The organism is Phytohabitans aurantiacus, assembly GCF_027923225.1.
GTDB lineage: Bacteria > Actinomycetota > Actinomycetes > Mycobacteriales > Micromonosporaceae > Phytohabitans > Phytohabitans aurantiacus.
Genome location: NZ_BSDI01000099.1, coordinates 1 through 16,637, shown reverse-complemented (window position 1 = coordinate 16,637; position 16,637 = coordinate 1). Strand labels below are relative to the sequence as shown.

General features: G+C 70.6%; 16 protein-coding genes and 1 pseudogene. 6 read left to right on the top strand and 11 right to left on the bottom strand.

Annotated elements, in window-relative coordinates; all coding sequences use genetic code 11:
* Positions 1-156 precede the first annotated feature (156 nt).
* The 5 genes from QMG73_RS45050 to QMG73_RS45030 form a co-directional block, all read right to left on the bottom strand.
* Positions 157-1,149, bottom strand: a complete 993-nt coding sequence (locus QMG73_RS45050; RefSeq protein WP_281906189.1) for an aldo/keto reductase — start codon at positions 1,147-1,149, stop codon at positions 157-159.
* Between the two features lie 407 nt (positions 1,150-1,556).
* Complete coding sequence (locus tag QMG73_RS45045; protein ID WP_281906188.1) at positions 1,557-2,012, bottom strand: HIT family protein; 456 nt, start codon at positions 2,010-2,012, stop codon at positions 1,557-1,559.
* A gap of 101 nt (positions 2,013-2,113) precedes the next feature.
* Positions 2,114-3,271, bottom strand: coding sequence for a right-handed parallel beta-helix repeat-containing protein (locus QMG73_RS45040; protein ID WP_281906184.1), 1,158 nt, complete (start codon positions 3,269-3,271; stop codon positions 2,114-2,116).
* Between the two features lie 355 nt (positions 3,272-3,626).
* Positions 3,627-5,633: a threonine--tRNA ligase gene (thrS, locus tag QMG73_RS45035; protein WP_281906182.1), complete on the bottom strand. Its 2,007-nt coding sequence runs from the start codon at positions 5,631-5,633 to the stop codon at positions 3,627-3,629.
* A gap of 65 nt (positions 5,634-5,698) precedes the next feature.
* Positions 5,699-7,024, bottom strand: a complete 1,326-nt coding sequence (locus QMG73_RS45030) for an MGH1-like glycoside hydrolase domain-containing protein (protein ID WP_281906180.1) — start codon at positions 7,022-7,024, stop codon at positions 5,699-5,701.
* Between the two features lie 85 nt (positions 7,025-7,109).
* Here QMG73_RS45030 and QMG73_RS45025 point away from each other — a divergent pair, with 85 nt between their 5' ends.
* From QMG73_RS45025 to QMG73_RS45010, 4 genes are all read left to right on the top strand, one after another.
* The gene (locus QMG73_RS45025; RefSeq protein WP_281906179.1) at positions 7,110-8,897 is read left to right on the top strand and encodes a glycoside hydrolase family 3 protein; all 1,788 of its coding nucleotides are present in this window, start codon (positions 7,110-7,112) and stop codon (positions 8,895-8,897) included.
* Between the two features lie 29 nt (positions 8,898-8,926).
* A complete protein-coding gene (locus QMG73_RS45020) occupies positions 8,927-9,616 on the top strand; it encodes a response regulator transcription factor (RefSeq protein ID WP_265253026.1) in 690 nt (229 codons plus the stop codon).
* Positions 9,617-9,672: 56 nt separating this feature from the next.
* Positions 9,673-11,031, top strand: coding sequence for a sensor histidine kinase (locus QMG73_RS45015; protein ID WP_281906177.1), 1,359 nt, complete (start codon positions 9,673-9,675; stop codon positions 11,029-11,031).
* Positions 11,032-11,243: 212 nt separating this feature from the next.
* Positions 11,244-11,405: a hypothetical protein gene (locus tag QMG73_RS45010; RefSeq protein ID WP_281906176.1), complete on the top strand. Its 162-nt coding sequence runs from the start codon at positions 11,244-11,246 to the stop codon at positions 11,403-11,405.
* Here the strand turns inward: QMG73_RS45010 and QMG73_RS45005 are convergent.
* Together QMG73_RS45005 and QMG73_RS45000 are read right to left on the bottom strand one after the other, a co-directional pair.
* Positions 11,381-12,403: an adenosine deaminase gene (locus QMG73_RS45005; RefSeq protein WP_407676955.1), complete on the bottom strand. Its 1,023-nt coding sequence runs from the start codon at positions 12,401-12,403 to the stop codon at positions 11,381-11,383. The genes QMG73_RS45010 and QMG73_RS45005 overlap by 25 nt on opposite strands.
* The gene (locus tag QMG73_RS45000; protein WP_281906174.1) at positions 12,404-13,177 is read right to left on the bottom strand and encodes a trans-aconitate 2-methyltransferase; all 774 of its coding nucleotides are present in this window, start codon (positions 13,175-13,177) and stop codon (positions 12,404-12,406) included.
* 57 nt (positions 13,178-13,234) lie between these two features.
* Here QMG73_RS45000 and QMG73_RS44995 point away from each other — a divergent pair, with 57 nt between their 5' ends.
* Together QMG73_RS44995 and QMG73_RS44990 are read left to right on the top strand one after the other, a co-directional pair.
* Positions 13,235-14,221: an aldo/keto reductase gene (locus tag QMG73_RS44995; RefSeq protein WP_281906173.1), complete on the top strand. Its 987-nt coding sequence runs from the start codon at positions 13,235-13,237 to the stop codon at positions 14,219-14,221.
* Entirely contained in the window at positions 14,215-14,412 is a 198-nt protein-coding gene (locus QMG73_RS44990; protein WP_281906186.1) for a hypothetical protein, read from the top strand. Before QMG73_RS44995 ends, QMG73_RS44990 begins: the two co-directional genes overlap by 7 nt.
* Positions 14,413-14,466: 54 nt before the next feature.
* Here QMG73_RS44990 and QMG73_RS44985 read toward each other — a convergent pair whose 3' ends face one another.
* From QMG73_RS44985 to QMG73_RS44970, 4 genes and pseudogenes are all read right to left on the bottom strand, one after another.
* Positions 14,467-14,670, bottom strand: coding sequence for a cold-shock protein (locus tag QMG73_RS44985; protein WP_011905669.1), 204 nt, complete (start codon positions 14,668-14,670; stop codon positions 14,467-14,469).
* A 221-nt stretch (positions 14,671-14,891) separates the two neighbouring features.
* Positions 14,892-15,164, bottom strand: a complete 273-nt coding sequence (locus tag QMG73_RS44980; RefSeq protein ID WP_281906172.1) for a DUF4235 domain-containing protein — start codon at positions 15,162-15,164, stop codon at positions 14,892-14,894.
* Positions 15,161-15,439, bottom strand: a complete 279-nt coding sequence (locus QMG73_RS44975) for a DUF3618 domain-containing protein (RefSeq protein ID WP_281906171.1) — start codon at positions 15,437-15,439, stop codon at positions 15,161-15,163. The genes QMG73_RS44980 and QMG73_RS44975 overlap by 4 nt, the downstream gene beginning before the upstream one ends.
* Positions 15,440-15,585: 146 nt before the next feature.
* Positions 15,586-15,999 (bottom strand): annotated as a pseudogene (locus QMG73_RS44970) (phage holin family protein); the annotation flags it as partial.
* Positions 16,000-16,637 lie beyond the last annotated feature (638 nt).

Here is a 16,637-nt window from a genome sequence, read left to right as displayed (position 1 = left end):
TCAGACAGTCCGAAACCTAGGCCAGGCAACGGCGTGCCCCAATCACCAACCCGACCCCAACCCACACATCGGGGCGAAGAGCCGAATGCACGTGGTTGGATCTCTTTTCCGCGTGCGTTCGCCCTTGATCGCGCGAAATGCCCTTGATCGCCGCGATCAGCTCAGCGCCGTCGTGCGGAGGCGCTCCACCTCCGCGTACGCGTCGGCGGGCAGCGGCCCATACGCCAGCGCCCCCGCGTTCTCCTCCACCTGGGCCACCGTCCGGCAGCCAGGGATCGGCACGGTACGCCCACTGCGCGCCCACAGGTATCCCAGCGCGCCCTGCACCAGCGTCCGCCCGTCCGCCGTCAACGCGTCGCGCAGCGCCGCCACCCGCGCCAGCCACTCCGGTGCCGGCCGGCCGTCACGGAAGAAGCTCAACCACTGCGGCGCGATCCCCCGCACGTCGTCCGGGCCGAGCGTCGACGACTCCGTGTACTTCCCGGTCAGCAGCCCCATCGCGAGCGGCCCCCGGTTGATGCTCGCGAGGTCGAACTTCTCGCACACGTCCAGTACGGCTTGCGAGTCCTCCAGTACCGAAAACGCGTGCTGCACAGACGTCGCGTGCGTGCCGGCGGTCGCGAACGCCGTGGCCCGGTCGGCGAGGTCCGTACTCCAGCCGTACGCGCGGATCTTGCCCGCCGCGACCAGCTCCTCCAGCGTGTGGACCAGCTCCAGCCCTTGGGCGATCGGCAGATCGCCCAAGTGCAGCTGGTACAGGTCGATCCGGTCGGTGCCCAGCCGCCGCAACGAGCCCTCGACAGCCTTGGTGAGATAGCCGGGCGACGCGTCGGTGCCGGTCGCCTGCCGCGTGGCGGGGTCGAACGTGTTGCCCCACTTTGTCGCGATCACCACCTCGTCGCGGACCGTCCGCAGCGCCCGCCCGACGACCTCCTCGCTGTGCCCGGTGCCGTACACGTCAGCCGTGTCGAAGAACGTCACGCCCAGCTCCACCGCCCGCCGCAACGCCCGCGCCGACTCCTCGTCGTCGACCTCACCCCAGCCGAGCGGCTGCTCGTCCCTCCAGAACGGCCCACCGATGGCCCAGCACCCGAACCCGAGGTCACTCACCTCGATGCCACTACGCCCAAGCGTCCTCATGCGGGCCAGCGTTCCAGTTAGAGCACACTCAAAGTCAACCCCACGTGCGCGTCCGGCGGCCGCTCGGCCGTGAACGTTGAGCGCAGCTCCGCCACATCGCGGCGATCTTGAACATGCGTTCGCCTTCGCTCCCGCCTACTCCATCCCGGCGTCGCGTCCCCGCTCCGCGGACGGCACCCTTGGCCCACGGCGCATGTACGCGCGAACCGACCTGACCGTGGCCGCGTCGGGCACCGAAGCCTGCGCACCTCCGCCGATCAAGGGCATTCGCATCGATCAAGGGTGAACGCACGCGGAAAAGCGATCGAACCGCGTGCATTCGCCCTTGATCGGCGAAAAGGTCCGCGCGCGCCGGGCGCGGGCGGCGCGGCACTGCGCGGGGGGCGAGCGCGGGCCGTGTGGGTATGTGGCCCGGGTTAGGCGTCTGCCGGCCAGGCTGCTGTTATCAGGTCGCGGGTATCGGTCAGGAGCTGCGGGAGAACCTTGGTCTGGCCGACCACGGGCATGAAGTTGCTGTCGCCGCCCCACCTCGGCACCACGTGCTGGTGGAGGTGGGCGGCGATGCCCGCACCGGCGACCGACCCCTGGTTCATGCCGATGTTGAAGCCGTGCGCCCCGCTCACCGACCGGATCACCCGCATCGCGGTCTGGGTGAAGTGAGCCAGCTCAGCCGTCTCGTCGGTGTCGAGGTCGGTGTAGTCGGGCACGTGCCGGTACGGGCAGACGAGCAGGTGGCCCGGGTTGTACGGGTACAGGTTGAGGACCGCGTAGACCAGCTTGCCGCGGGCGACCACAAGGCTGCCCTCGGTCATGCCGGGCGCGACGCAGAACGGGCAGCCGGGCGGCTGGTCCTTGCCGGCGATGTACGTCATCCGGTGTGGCGTCCACAGCCGCTCCAACCCATCCGTCACACCCCGATCCTAGGGTGCCGTTCGTCCGTCGGGGCCGCGCCCGGCCCCGACGGACGGTGGCGCTACTGGCCCGCGCTCACGGTCACGCCGGTGCCGACCGAGCGGGCGGTGCCCATGCCCGCCACCAGGTTGCCGGTGGAGGCGACGGTGATCGCCGTGCCCGCACCCAGCGCGTATCGCAGCCCCGTCTCCCGGGCGGTGCCCCGGCCGACGAGCGCGTTTCCGGTCACCGCCGCGTACGAGGTGCCGGCACTGTGCCCCTCCACGGCAAGGTACACATAGGACGCCGGGGGCAGTGTCCCGTACAGATAATTGATTTTGTTGCCGACGAACGTGGCCGGCGTGCCGGGCTGCAGCGTGCAGCGGATTCCAAAGTAGACGGACCCGGCTGTGCCCTGCAGGCCGAAGTCTTCGATGTAGTTGTCGTGGATGCCCGCGTTGTAGCAGCGCCGGGCGTCGATGGCGTGCGCCTGCGACTCGTACACGTGCAGGTCGCGCACCTGCCACCCGGCCGCGTTGTCGAGGTCTACGCCGCTGCCGCCGCTCTTGGAGATCCAGCTGCGCTCCAGTACCCAGTCGGTGATGTGATTGTCGGGGTCGACCACCCGGATGCCGGCGCCGCCGCTGTTCTCGATGAACGAGTCCGCGATCACGCCGTTGACGCTGTTGTTGCGCTCCGCCAGCCTGGTGCCGTCGCTGGACAGGCTGGTCAGCCGGATGCCGTCGCTCGGGGTGTGCTGGACCCGTACGTCGTACACGCGGCTGTCCCACGTGCGCAGCATGAGGCCGACCGTGCCAGTGTTGGCCGCGCGGTTGCCGTCGAGGGTGAGATGCTCGATCCGGATGCCCCCGGAGACCCAGGTCTCGTTGTCGACCCAGGTCTCGGTGGCCAGCAACGCGGGCAGGTTGCGGCCGTCGGCTTGGCGCAGCACGGTACCGCCGCCGCCGTCCGCGTCGCCGCGCGCGTCACCGCGGTAGGTGCGCTCGTCGAGCAGCTTGATCGTGGTGGTGATCAGGCAGCGGCCGGTGATGACGACCTCGTCGCCGGGGTTGGAGGTATTGATCGCGTTCTGGATGGTGGCCGCGTCGCCGACCCCGCCCACGCAGGTCGCGTCGCGCCGGGCGGCCTGGGCCGCCGGCACGTCGCCCACGAGAACCGTCATGCCAGCGACCGCGAGAAGGGCGCCGGCCACGCCGAGGATGCGCTTCGATCTGGTCATAGGCGCAGGATTCCGGCGCACGCCACCGCGCGCCCACCGCGCCGCCACCGTGCCACGCCGCCCCACCACCGCGCCGCCCCACCACGCCGCGCACCGTGCCGCCCCACCACCGCGCCGCCCCACCACGCCGCGCACCGTGCCGCCCCACCACCGCGCCGCCCCGCCGCTCGCAAGCGGCGCCGATCAAGGGAGATCGCATGGATCAAGGGCAAATACACGCGGAAAAGAGATCAAACCACGTGCATTCGCCCTTGATCGACGAGAAGAGGCGCAGCGCGCGGCGCGCAGGCGCAGCGCGCGGCGCGCAGGCGCAGCGCGCGGCGCGCAGGCGCCGCGGCGAAAAGCGTGCGCGGAGCTAGGGCGCGGATGGGCCCGCGTTGGTGCGGGAGCGGACGACGTTGACCACGTGCGCCACGGCCTCTTCGAGCGGTACGCCGTTGCGCTGCGCCCCGTCCCGGTACCGGAACGACACCGTGCCCGCCTCGACATCCGCGTCGCCCGCGATCGCCATGAACGGGATCTTCTGCTGCTGCGCCGTCCGGATCTTCTTCTGCATCCGGTCGTCGGAGGCGTCCACTTCGGCCCGAATGCCGGCCTCACGCAGAGAAGAGACGAAATCAGCCAGGTAGGAAGCGTGGTCGTCGCGGATCGGGATACCCACCACCTGCACGGGCGCCAGCCACGCCGGGAACGCCCCCGCGTAGTGCTCGGTCAGGATGCCGAAGAACCGCTCGATCGACCCGAACAGCGCCCGGTGGATCATGATTGGCTGCTGCCGCGTGCCGTCGGCCGCCTGGTACTCCAGCCCGAACCGCTTCGGCTGGTTGAAGTCGAGCTGGATGGTCGACATCTGCCACGTGCGCCCGATCGCGTCGCGGGCCTGCACCGAGATTTTCGGACCGTAGAACGCCGCGCCGCCCGGATCCGGCACGAGCTCCAGCCCGGAGTCTTCGGCGGCCTGCCGCAGCGTCTCGGTGGCCTCGGCCCACTCCTCGTCGGACCCGATGAACTTGTCGGAGTCGCCGCGGGTCGACAGCTCGAGGTAGAAGTCGTCGAGGCCGTAGTCGCGCAGCAGGTCGAGCACGAACGCCAGCAGCGTGCGCAGCTCGCCCGGCATCTGCTCCTTGGTGCAGTAGATGTGCGAGTCGTCCATGGTCAGGCCGCGCACCCGGGTCAGCCCGTGCACGACGCCCGACTTCTCGTACCGGTACACCGTGCCGAACTCGAACAGCCGCAGCGGCAGCTCCCGGTACGACCGGCCGCGCGACCGGAAGATCAGGTTGTGCATCGGGCAGTTCATTGCCTTGAGGTAGTACTGCGCGCCTTCGAGGTCCATCGGAGGGAACATCGTGTCGGCGTAGTACGGCAGGTGCCCCGAGGTCTCGAACAGGTGCGCCTTGGTGATGTGCGGCGTGTTGACGAACTCGTACCCGGACTGCTCGTGCCGCACCCGCGAGTAGTTTTCCAGCTCGCGCCGGATGATCCCGCCCTTGGGGTGGAACACCGCGAGGCCCGAGCCGATCTCGTCGGGGAAGGAGAACAGGTCGAGGTCCGCGCCGAGCTTGCGGTGGTCGCGCCGGGCGGCCTCTTCGAGCAGCTTCAGGTATCCCTTGAGCGCGTCCCGGGTCGGCCAGGCGGTCCCGTACACGCGCTGGAGCTGCGGGTTCTTCTCCGAACCCCGCCAGTACGCGGCGGCGGAGCGCATGAGCTTGAACGCGCCGATCAGCCGGGTGTTGGGCAGGTGCGGGCCGCGGCACAGGTCGGACCAGCACACCTTGTCGGTGGCGGCGTCGACGTTGTCGTAGATGGTGAGGTCGCCCTCCCCCACCTCCATGATCTCGGCCGCGTCGAAGCCGCCGGCACCGGCGGTGCCGACCAGCTCCAGCTTGTACGGCTCGTCGGCCAGCTCCGCGCGGGCCTCGTCGACGCTCTCGAACCGCCGCCGCCGGAACCGCTGCCCCGCCTTGACGATCTCCTGCATGCGCTTTTCGAGCTTGCCGAGGTCGTCCGGCTGGAACGGCCGCGGCACGTCGAAGTCGTAGTAGAACCCGTTGGTGACGGGCGGACCGATACCGAGCTTGGCCTCGGGAAACACGTCCTGGACGGCCTGGGCGAGCACGTGCGCGGTGGAGTGCCGCAGCACGTTGAGCCCGTCGGGCTCGTCGATCGCCACCGGCGTGACGGTCTCGTCCGACGAGGGCGCCCAGTCCAGGTCGCGAAGATCACCGGAGGCGGCGCGCACGACCACGATCGCCTTCGCGCCCGTCGTGGGCAGGCCGGCGGCGGCCACCGCGTCGGCCGCCGTCGTACCGGCCGGGACGACGATGGGGTCGGCCACAGCTGGGGTACGGGGTGCGGACACGGTGATCTCCTCGGTACTCGTCGGTGATGACCGTGCCATGCTATGCGCCGCCCAAGATCGGCGGATTAGCCCCCCGTGAGGAGATCCATCGTCAGCGCGGCCGTCCAGGAGAACGCGGCCGACCCGATGCCGTCTCCGGTCACCGGATCGAAGTACTCGTGGTAGCCACCCCGCCGCACGAGCGACAGCATCGACTCCCGCAGCACCGCCGCCTCCTGCGCGCGCCCGTGGGTGCGCAGCCCCCGCCAGAGCAGCCAGTTCACGTTGATCCAGATCGGGCCGCGCCAGTACCGCAGCCGGTCGAAGTCGGGCGCGGTACGGTCGTAGCTGGGCACCGGCAGCGGCCCGATGCCGAAGCGCTCCGAGGTGGCGGTCGCCACCAGCGAGTCGACCACGTCAGCCGGCAGGTCGGGCAGGACCAGGGGAATCAGCCCGTTGACGCAAAGCGCCGGGCTGAGCTCGCCGGTGCGCACGTCACGCGAGCGGAAGGAGCCGTCCGCGTACAGCGTGTCGACCAGCGCGCGCGTGATCTTGGAAGCCCGCTCGCGGTGCGGTGCCGGGTCGGCACCCACCACCTCGGCCAGCTCGGCGAGGGCGTGCTCAGCCGCGCCGAGAATCGCGTTGAAACCGGGGCATTCCACCAGGAACAGGTGCCGGTCGATCAGCCCCGCGTCCAGGTACCCGCCGTCGCGGTAGTTGGCCGCGATCGCGATGTACCGCGCGTAGTCCGCGTCGGTGGGCCGGTGGTCCGAGTTGGCCACCCGGTTGTCCCGCCGGCGGTACTTGCGCATCATCTCCAGGTCGACCGGGATCGCGCCGAGCACCGCGTCCCACGACGGGCTGTTGTCGAGGCCCGACTCCCACGGGTGCACGATGCTGGCCAGCCCCGCCCCGCCGACGTTCCGCCGTTCGAGCAGGTACCGCTGCTGGTGCGCCAATCGCTCGTACAGCCATCGCAACTCGACCTCGTCGGGCGACCGCCGCCACATCTCGACCACCGCGAGCGCGTGTACCGGCGGCTGCACGATGCCGGTCGTCAGACCGGCGAGGCGGCCGGGCATCGCGGCGCTGTCCCAGAACGCCGGCCCCGGGAAGTAGTCCCGTTCGGACACGTCGGGGTCGAAGACGATGTGCGGCACCCGCCCGTCGATCCACTGCGCCGAGAACAGGCTGTGCAGGTCGGCCCACGCCCGGGCGGGGTCGTGGTGGGCGAGCCCCACCGCGATGAACCCGGCGTCCCAGTTCCAGTGGTGCGGATAGAGGGTCCGGGATGGCACCGTGTGGTCCCGTTCCCAGTTGGCGTCGAGGACGGCCGCGGCGCCCTTCCAGAGGGCATCGTCACTGATGGCGGCGCCAGCCTCGGGAGCCGGCGCGACGGTGGCGCGATTCACCCGACACACTTTCCCAGGAGATCTCCAGTCATGCGGCGATACCGCGCCGTATCCCGCAGAACGGAATGTCGGGTACCTTCATTCAATGAGGTCCGTCAATGTCGTGGCCACGGTGACGCTGGTGATCGCGTTGATCGGGGCGCCACGCGCGGATGCCGCCGCGCCGCCGTACCAGGATCCCAGCCTCCCGATCGCCGCGCGCGTCGACGACCTGCTCGGCCGGATGAGCCTCGACGAGAAGATCGGCCAGATGACGCAGGCCGAACGGGCCTCCGTCACCGACGCCGACATCACGACGTACCGGCTGGGCTCCCTGCTGTCCGGCGGCGGCTCGGCGCCGTCGCCCAACACCGCGACCTCGTGGGCCGACATGTACGACCGCTTCCAGTCGCGGGCGCTCGCCACGCCCTTGGCGATCCCGCTCGTCTACGGGGTCGACGCGGTGCACGGCCACAACAACGTGCACGGCGCGACGATCTTCCCGCACAACATCGGCCTGGGCGCCGCCCGCGACCCGGCGCTGGTGGAGCAGATCGGGCGGGCCACCGCCGACGAGGTCGCCGCCACCGGCCTGGACTGGAACTTCGCGCCCTGCCTCTGCGTGGCCCGCAACGACCGGTGGGGCCGCACGTACGAGTCGTTCGGCGAGCAGCCGGAGATCGCCACCGCGATGACCAGCTACATCACCGGTGTACAGGGCGGAGGCGTGCTCGCCACGGCCAAGCACTACATCGGCGACGGCGGCACCACCGGCGGCGACGACCAGGGCGACACCCAGCTGAGCGAGGCCGACCTGCGAGCGATCCACCTGCCGCCGTTCGCCGAGGCCGTGCGCAAGGGCGTCGGCTCGGTGATGATCTCGTTCAGCTCGTGGAACGGCCAGAAGCTGCACGGCCACCAGCACCTGATCACCAATGTGCTCAAGGGCGAGCTGGGCTTCACCGGGTTCGTGGTCTCCGACTGGAACGGCATCGACCAGATCGACGGCGCCCCCGGCATGACCGCGGCGGAGGTGCGGCAGGCGGTCAACGCCGGGATCGACATGGTCATGGTCCCCGAGGCGTGGCGCACCTTCATCGGCCACCTCCGGGCCGAGGTACAGGCCGGCCGGGTCACGCAGGCGCGGATCGACGACGCGAACCGCCGTATCCTCACGAAGAAGTTCGAGCTCGGCCTCTTCGAGCGCCCCTACGCCGTGCGCGCTCCGATCGGCACCGCGGAGCACCGGGCGCTGGCGAGGCAGGCCGTGCGGCAGTCGCAGGTGCTGCTCAAGAACGACGGCAACATCCTGCCCCTGGCCAGGGAAGGCAACCGGATCTTCGTCGCCGGCCGGAGCGCCGACAACATCGGGTACCAGAGCGGCGGCTGGACGATCACCTGGCAGGGCGGCAGCGGGGCGATCACGCCGGGCACCTCGATCCTGGCCGGCATCCGGGCCAGCGTGGCGCCCTCGACCACCGTCACCTACAACGCCAACGGCACCGGTATCGACTCCTCCTACCGAGCCGCCATCGCGGTGGTCGGTGAGACCCCGTACGCCGAGGGCCAGGGCGACCGGCCCGGCGCGATGGGCCTCGCCAGCACCGACCTCAACACCATCGCCCGGCTCCGCGCCGCCGGCGTACCGGTCATCGTGGTGCTCGTCTCAGGCCGGCCGCTCGACATCGCGACACAGGTGCCGAACTGGCGCGCGCTGCTGGCCTCCTGGCTGCCCGGCACGGAGGGTCAGGGCGTCGCTGACGTGCTGTTCGGCGGGTACCGGCCGACCGGCAAACTACCCGTCACCTGGATGGCGTCGGCGGGCCAGCAACCCATCAACAGCGGCGACGGCAAGCCGCCTCTCTACCCCTACGGCTTCGGCCTGACGTACTGAAGGCTTGCCAAGCGCAGTACCGTCTTCGCATGGCCACCGTGCTCCTGGTCGAAGACGACCACGTCGTACGCGGGGCGATGCTGCGTTCGCTGGCCGACCGCGGGCACGCCGTGCACGCGGTCGGCACGGCCCTCGACGCGCTGCGCAGGGTCGCGGCCGAAACCCCTGACCTGGTCGTTCTCGACCTCGGCCTGCCCGACCTCGACGGCGCCGACGCCCTGCGGATGCTGCGCGGGATCACCGACATACCGATCATCATCGCTACTGCGCGTGACGACGAGCAGGCCATCGTGCGACTGCTGCGGGCCGGCGCCGACGACTACATGGTCAAGCCGTTCACCGGTGCCCACCTCGACGCCAGAATCACCAGCGTCCTGCGTCGAGCCGGACGGGCCAGCCGCACCGTACAACCTGCTGTACACGAGGTCGGTGGGCTCCGGGTCGACGTGGGCGAGCGCAGCGCGCAGCTCGACGGCGTCCCGCTCGCGCTGACCCGCAAGGAGTTCGACCTGCTCGCCTACCTGGCGGCGCGACCCGGCCGCGTGGTTTCACGCCGGGAGCTGTTGGAGGAGGTATGGCGGCAACCCTCGGTAGGCGAGGATCAGACCATCGACGTGCATCTGTACTGGCTGCGCCGCAAAATGGGCGAGTCCGCGGCGAAGCCCCGCTACCTGCGCACCGTGCGGGGGGTCGGCTTCCGGTTGGTGGCACCGGACTAAGGCAGGCGCACGCGTACGTCACCGCCGCGCTGACCGCGATCGCGGCGCTGGCGTTCATGATCCCGCTGGGCATCGAGCAAGACGGTGAGGCGCGCGACCGCGCGGTCGCCGACGCGCGCCAGCGCGCCGGAGCCGTGGCCGGCGCGCTCAGCATCGCGACCGGGCGCGACGCGGTCGAGCGCTCCCTCGCCGCCGCCGGCACCGGGCCGGGCGGCACACCGGTCGTGTACGGCCTCGGCCGGGACACCGACGGGCGGGCCGGCGAAGACGACGTCACCCGCGCGGCCAGCGGCACCACGTCGCTGGTCGTCGACGTGTCCGGCGGCGCCGCATACCTGCAGCCCGTGCGGGTCGGCGCCGACACCGCCGTCGTCGAGGTCTTCATCCCCGACTCCGCCCAGCAGGGCGGCAACTGGTGGCTGCTCATCGGCCTGGTCGTCGGGCTGATCGCCGCGTCCGTGTTCGTCGTCGACCGGCTGGCCGCGAAGGCGGTCGCCGCCGCGCGCGGCCTGGTCCAGGCCGCCATGGCCGTGGGTGATGGCGATCTAGCGGTACGCGTGCAGCCGAGCGGCCCGCGCGAGCTGGCCGAGGCCGGGTACGCGTTCAACCGCATGGCCGACCGCCTGGTCACCTCGCGCACCAACGAACGCGAGATGGTCGCCGACCTGTCGCACCGGCTGCGTACCCCGCTCACCGCCCTGCGGCTGGACGCCGACGCGCTCGACTCCGACGACACCAGCGTGGGCACCTTCAGCGAGGCCGAGCTCGACCGGCGCCGCACGATCCGCCGCATCCGCCAGGCCATCGTCACGCTGGAGGGCGAGGTCGACGTACTGATCAACACCAGCCGGAAGGCGGTGGCGCAGGCCGCGCCTCCGGAGGGCGGCGGCATGTGCGACGCCAGCGAGGTGGTCCGCGAGCGGATGGTCTTCTGGTCGCAGCTCGCCAGCGACCAGCAGCGCCCGTACAAGGTGATCGGCGCGCACACCCGCATCCCCGTACCGGTGCCCCGCCCCGAGCTGGCAGCCGCGCTCGACGCGGTGCTCGGCAACGTGTTCCGGTACACGCCGCAGGGCACCGCCTTCGAGGTGGCGATCTCGCGGCGCGACGGCTACGTGGCGGTACGCGTCGACGACGCCGGCCCCGGCATCGCCAACCCCGACCGGGCCCTGCGCCGCGGCGCCAGTGACCGGGGCTCCACCGGCCTCGGGCTCGACATCGCCAAGCGGGTCGCCCAGCAGGCACGGGGCTCGGTGAGCCTCGACCGCGCCCAACTGGGCGGCGCAAGCGTGATCATGCTGCTCGCCGACGCCGAGGCCACACCGCGGCAAATGAGCAGGTTTGGCCTGGTGGGGCGACTGGCCCGGGAGCCCGGCTCGCGGCGCTGGCCCCGCCAACGCCCGGCCGAAGAGTAGCGCAAGTACAAGTCTCTCTTAGGTCTGAGTTAACGGGCACGACCGGGCACGAACCGGATGGCAGCATCGGGAGCGATCCCATCCGGTTCCCCGGACCACCGCCCGCAGTACCTGTCCACCCACCCCGGTCCGGCGGAGCTTGCGCGCGGCGGGAGACGGTCCCCCAACCCTGATCCCGCCGCGCGCCCACCTCACAGGAGGAGTGCGCGCGCGTGGCCCCTGAACCCACCGCCGAGACCGCCCAGCGCCCCTCTCCCACCAGGCGCCTCAACAAGCGCCGGCTCATCCGCTGGGCCGCGATCGGCGGTGCCCTGATCCTGGCCGTGCTCGCGTGCTGGCAAGACCCGGTCTACGCCCCCGTGACCCCACCGTAGGCGTCGATCTCCGCTAGGAGGGGGCGCTTGCGCTCCAGCGGGAGGAATGATGCCTCCACTGCCGCCTTGGCGAGCGAACGCAGCCCGCCTTCGTCCAGGTCGAGCAGCTCGGCCGCCACGGCGTACTCGTCGTTGAGCGTGGTGCCGAACATCGGCGGGTCGTCCGAGTTGATCGATACCAGCACGCCCGCGTCGACCAGCGTGCGCAGCGGGTGCTCCGAAATCACCGGCACCGCCCGGGTGCGCACATTGGACGTCGGGCAGACCTCCAGCGGGATCCGGTGCTCGGCCAGGTACGCCAGCAGCGACTCGTCCCGTACCGCCGAGACGCCGTGCCCGATCCGCTCGGCGCCCAGCTCCCGGATCGCGTCCCAGATCGTCTCCGGGCCGGTGGTCTCGCCCGCGTGCGGTACCGAGCGCAGCCCCGCCGCGCGCGCCTTGTCGAAGTACGGCTTGAACTGCGGCCGCGGCACCCCGATCTCGGGGCCGCCGAGACCGAAGCTGACCAGCCCGTCGGGCCGCTCGTCGAGGGCGATCCGCAGCGTCTCCTCGGCCGCGGGCAGCCCCGCCTCGCCGGGAATGTCGAAGCACCAGCGCAGCACGATGCCCAGCTCGGACTCGGCGCGCACCCGGGCGTCCTCGATCGCCTCGCAGAACACCGGCGCCGGCATGCCCCGCTTCACGTGCGAGTACGGCGTGACGGTCAGCTCCGCGTACCGCACCTGCTGCCGGGCCAGCTCGCGCGCCACCTCGTAGGTCAGGATGCGCACGTCTTCCGGTTCGCGGATCAGGTCGACCACGCTGAGGTAGATCTCCACGAAGTGCGCGAAGTCGCGAAACTCGAAGTACTTCGCCAGCAGCGCCGGGTCGGCCGGTACCGGCGTCTTGCCCTCGTGCCGCGCGGCCAGCTCGGCGACGATCCGCGGCGACGCCGACCCGACGTGGTGCACGTGCAGCTCGGCTTTTGGCAGTCCGGCGATGAAGTCGCGCACCTTCAGCTACCCCTTTTTGACGGCGACGAAGAAGATCCGGTGGAACGGGAAGAACACGACGTTACCGCTGGCCGGGTACTCCTTCGCCAGGCGCGCGCCGAGGGTGTCGCGGAACACGGCCCAGTCGTCGTCGCCGAGAGCCGCGCGCACCGGCCGCAGCGCGGTGCCCTCCATCCAGGTCAGCACCGGGTGGTCACCGCCGGGCGCGACGGGAAGCTGGTGCAGGTAGGTGGTTTCCCACGCGTCGACCACACAGTCGGCGTGCAGTATGTCCGCGTACCCGGAAGAATCCAGGACCGGCATGTCGCGCGACAGGTACGCGAGCGGTGCCTGCCAGCGGGCCTCGCTCGCCACCGCGCGCAGCGCGCGGTGCGACGGCGCGGCGAAGTTTCCGGGCACCTGCACCGCGAGGCACGCGCCCGGCGCCAGGGCGCCGGACCAGCGCCGCAGCAGGTCGTCGTGGCCGGGCACCCACTGCAGGACGGCGTTGGAGACGGCCACGTCGTCGTCGGGCCGCGGGCTCCACTCGCGCACGTCGCCCACCGAAAATTCGATCGGGTACTGCTCCGTGCGCGCCTTTTCGATCATTTCAGTCGAGGAGTCGAACCCGCGGATCCGGGCGCCCGGCCAGCGCTCCGCGAGGGCGGCCGTGAGGTTGCCCGGCCCGCATCCGAGATCGACTACGGCGCGTGGCCGCTCGGTGGGGATCCGGGCCACAAGATCGAAGAACGGCCGCGACCGCTCGTCACCGAAGCGCAGGTAGGTCGATGGGTCCCACATGGCAACTCCTCCAAACCGTACGTCCGTCTTATTTACCATACCGCTACTGTTGGGGCCGTGGAGAAGCGCAAATTTGCACGAATGGACCGCGACTCAAGCGTGATCGGACTCGGCGCCTGGCAGCTCGGCGCCGACTGGGGCGAGGTGAGCGAAGATACGGCGTTCGCCACCCTGGCAGCCGCCGTCGAGGCGGGCGTGACCTTCATCGACACCGCTGACGTATACGGAGACGGGCGCAGCGAGCAGATCATCGGCCGTTTCCTTCGCGAGCACCCCGCCGGCAACGGCCTCACCGTGGCCACCAAAATGGGCCGGCGGGTCGAGCAGGACCCTGCCGCGTACACGCTCAACAACTTCCGCGAATGGAACGACCGCTCCCGGGAAAACCTCGGCGTCGACACCCTCGACCTGGTGCAGTTGCACTGCCCGCCCACCGCCGTGTTCCACACCGACCAGGTCTACGAGGCCCTCGACACGCTGGTGCAGGAGAAGCGCATCGCGGCGTACGGGGTCAGCGTCGAGACCTGCGAAGAGGCGCTCGCCGCCATCGCCCGGCCGGGTATCGCGAGCGTGCAGATCATCCTGAACGCGCTGCGGCACAAGCCCCTCGAAGAGGTACTGCCAGCGGCCGCCGAGGCGGGCGTCGGCATCATCGCCCGGGTACCGCTGGCGAGCGGCCTGCTATCCGGCCGGTACGACGAGAACACGCACTTTCCCGAGAACGACCATCGCACCTACAACCGCCATGGCGGCTCCTTCGACGTCGGCGAGACGTTCTCCGGCGTCGAATACCACATCGGACTCGAAGCGGTACGCCGCTTGACGCCCCTGGTACCCGAAGGCGCTACCACGGCCCAGTTCGCGCTGCGCTGGATCCTCGACCAGCCGGCCGTGACCGTGGTGATTCCGGGCGCCCGCAACCCGGAGCAGGCCCAAGCCAACGCGGCGGCCGCCGACCTGGCACCGCTCTCCCCCGAGGCGCACGAGCAGGTCAAGGCCGTCTACGACGAGCTCATCCGCCCGCAGATCCACCACCGCTGGTGAAGGGCTGGCTCGCCCTCGCGCTGGGGCTCCTCGCCGTCGTCGTCGGTGCGGTATGGACGCTGCAGGGCCTGGGGCACCTGACAGGCAGCGTGATGACCGACGAACGCGTCTGGGCCATCGTGGGCCCCCTCGTGGCGCTCGCCGGCCTGGCCCTGATCTGGTACGGCCTACGAACCCGCAAACGGGGTTAGAACGGATCGCGCCCCCGCACCCGGGGACGGGTGCGGGGGCGCGACTGAGCTCGGTCAGAGCGGGCGAACCTGCTCGGCCTGCGGGCCCTTCTGGCCCTGCGCGATCTCGAACTCCACCCGCTGGTTCTCCTCCAGGGTCCGGTAACCGCTGGTCTGGATCGCCGAGAAGTGGACAAACACGTCGGCACCCCCACCATCCACGGTGATGAAGCCGAAGCCCTTGTCAGCGTTGAACCACTTCACGGTTCCTTGCGCCATGCTGTATCTCCTTCTGAAACTGACGGCCGAGCACCGTGCGGCCGGTTGGCCGTTTTCGAGCAGCGGCGCTTGAGGCGGCCCCCAGAAGGAGGACTTCTCATAACCCACGCCGTCTCTACAACAGCGTGGACCAGCAAACCACGTACGCAAAAACTTCGTACAGCCTACCCGAGGAATTTCTCCGACATGTGACCTGATGAGGCCTCCCGAAGCGGTAGGGCTCAGGCCGGCCAGCGACCGGTCAGACGCCGCATTCCCGCAGCTCCGCCCCTATCTACGGCCGCTTTCACCACCGCGAAGATGGCCCCTTGCAGCGCCGCGGCGGCCAACACCTCACCCCAGCCCCGTTCCTCGTCGGTGGCGTTCGGGGCGTCGTCGTCGCCCGCGGCCATCTTCCACACCTGCTTGAACAGGGCCCCGGCGACGATGCCCGCGCCGACGCCCAGCAGGAGGCCAACCGGCTTGTACGCCAGCTTGTTGACCGTTTTGCTCACCCTCGCCTCCTCTGGATCATCATCAGAACGATAATCGCGGCACCGGCACCAGCCAGCATGGCCGCCCACGGCACCGGGTTGCGACGTACCGCGTCCCCCGCACCGTGCACCTGCGCCAGGGCACGCTCCTTGGTGTGCTCCGCGGAGGCCCGCATCCGAGCCTTGACGTCCGCCTTCGCCGCGAGCGCCTGCACCGTCTCGCCCAGGTCGGCCCGTGCCTGCCGGATATCCTCGCGCAGCATCTCCACGTCCCCGCTGCCATTAGTACCGTTCATGCGAACCGCCCTCCCGTGACCCTGTCCTTCTTGATCCCTCCCGTGACCCGGTCCTTCTTGGCCGCGTCCTGCTTGACCGCGTCCTGCTTGACCGCGTCATCCTTGACCGCGTCCTGCGTCACCGCGTCCTGCTTCACCGCGTCCTTCTTGATCGCGGACGTCACCGCGTCGACGTCGGCGCGCACGCTCATCGCCGCCGCGCTCGGCGTCGGCGGCACCGCCTGCTTCACCTGCCTGCGCCCGACCAGCGCCAGCACGCCCGCCATCACAAAGAGCACCACCGTCACGATGAGCGCCGCCGCCCACGCCGGCAAGACAAGATCAAGCAGCAGAATGCCGGTGGCGACCAGCGCCCCCAGCCCATAGAACGCCAGCGCACCCCCGCCACCGAACAGCCCGATGCCGAGGCCGGCGTGCTTCCCTTTCTCGGCAAGCTCCGCCTTGGCCAGCGCCAGCTCGTCACGCACCAGCCGCGAGATCTGCTCACTGGCCCGCTGCACAAGTTCGCCAGTCGACTGCTCCGCGACCGGCCGGGCCCCGTTCTTGAGCACATCAGCCATGGCGCCCCTCCTCTACCCCTCGCCGCCCCTATGCCCGCTTCTGAGCCTCCCGCAAACCCACCCTCCCCACCCCACGATCAGCAAATCCCCCCATCCACCCCACCCCACCCCGGCCACACCCGCGCCCCGCGCCGCACCCCCCACGCCGCACCACCCGCCCGCGCCGCGCCCCACGCCGACGCCGCGCCCCACGCCCGCGCCGCGCGCCCGCCCGCGCCCGGCCGCGCGGCACCATGCCAGCGCCGCACCACTCACGCCGCGCCGTACCGCTCACGCCGCGTCCCCGGCGCGGCGCCGCGCCCTCTTCTCGTCGATCAAGGGCGAACGCACGCGATTGGATCTCTCTTCCGCGTGTATTTGCCCTTGATCCATGCAAATGCCCTTGATCGCCGCACGGCGGAAGCCGGCGGAAGCCGGCCGGCAGAAGCCGGCGGGCGCGGGCGGTCGTGACGACGGACGGTCCAGCCCACGTGAGTCATGGCAGCCCCTAGCGCGACACCGCGCCGACCCGTCGCGCGCTAGATCTTGGAGCTCTACCGTCGCCATGGCGGTTTCAAGATCTGGCTGCAACACCCACGTTTCTGCAGGTAGGAGTGGGTTGTGGCAGAGAGATTGTCCGCGTTGGAGCGGGAACGGAT

Bases quoted from the DNA above. Each gene is read 5' to 3' on its own strand.
- QMG73_RS45025 (WP_281906179.1), top strand. From the start codon at position 7,110: ATGAGGTCCGTCAATGTCGTGGCCACGGTGACGCTGGTGATCGCGTTG.
- QMG73_RS44985 (WP_011905669.1), bottom strand. From the start codon at position 14,670: ATGGCGCAAGGAACCGTGAAGTGGTTCAACGCTGACAAGGGCTTCGGC.
- QMG73_RS45020 (WP_265253026.1), top strand. From the start codon at position 8,927: ATGGCCACCGTGCTCCTGGTCGAAGACGACCACGTCGTACGCGGGGCG.
- QMG73_RS45045 (WP_281906188.1), bottom strand. From the start codon at position 2,012: ATGACGTACATCGCCGGCAAGGACCAGCCGCCCGGCTGCCCGTTCTGC.
- QMG73_RS45000 (WP_281906174.1), bottom strand. From the start codon at position 13,177: ATGTGGGACCCATCGACCTACCTGCGCTTCGGTGACGAGCGGTCGCGG.
- QMG73_RS45040 (WP_281906184.1), bottom strand. From the start codon at position 3,271: ATGACCAGATCGAAGCGCATCCTCGGCGTGGCCGGCGCCCTTCTCGCG.
- QMG73_RS44975 (WP_281906171.1), bottom strand. From the start codon at position 15,439: ATGAACGGTACTAATGGCAGCGGGGACGTGGAGATGCTGCGCGAGGAT.
- QMG73_RS45015 (WP_281906177.1), top strand. From the start codon at position 9,673: ATGATCCCGCTGGGCATCGAGCAAGACGGTGAGGCGCGCGACCGCGCG.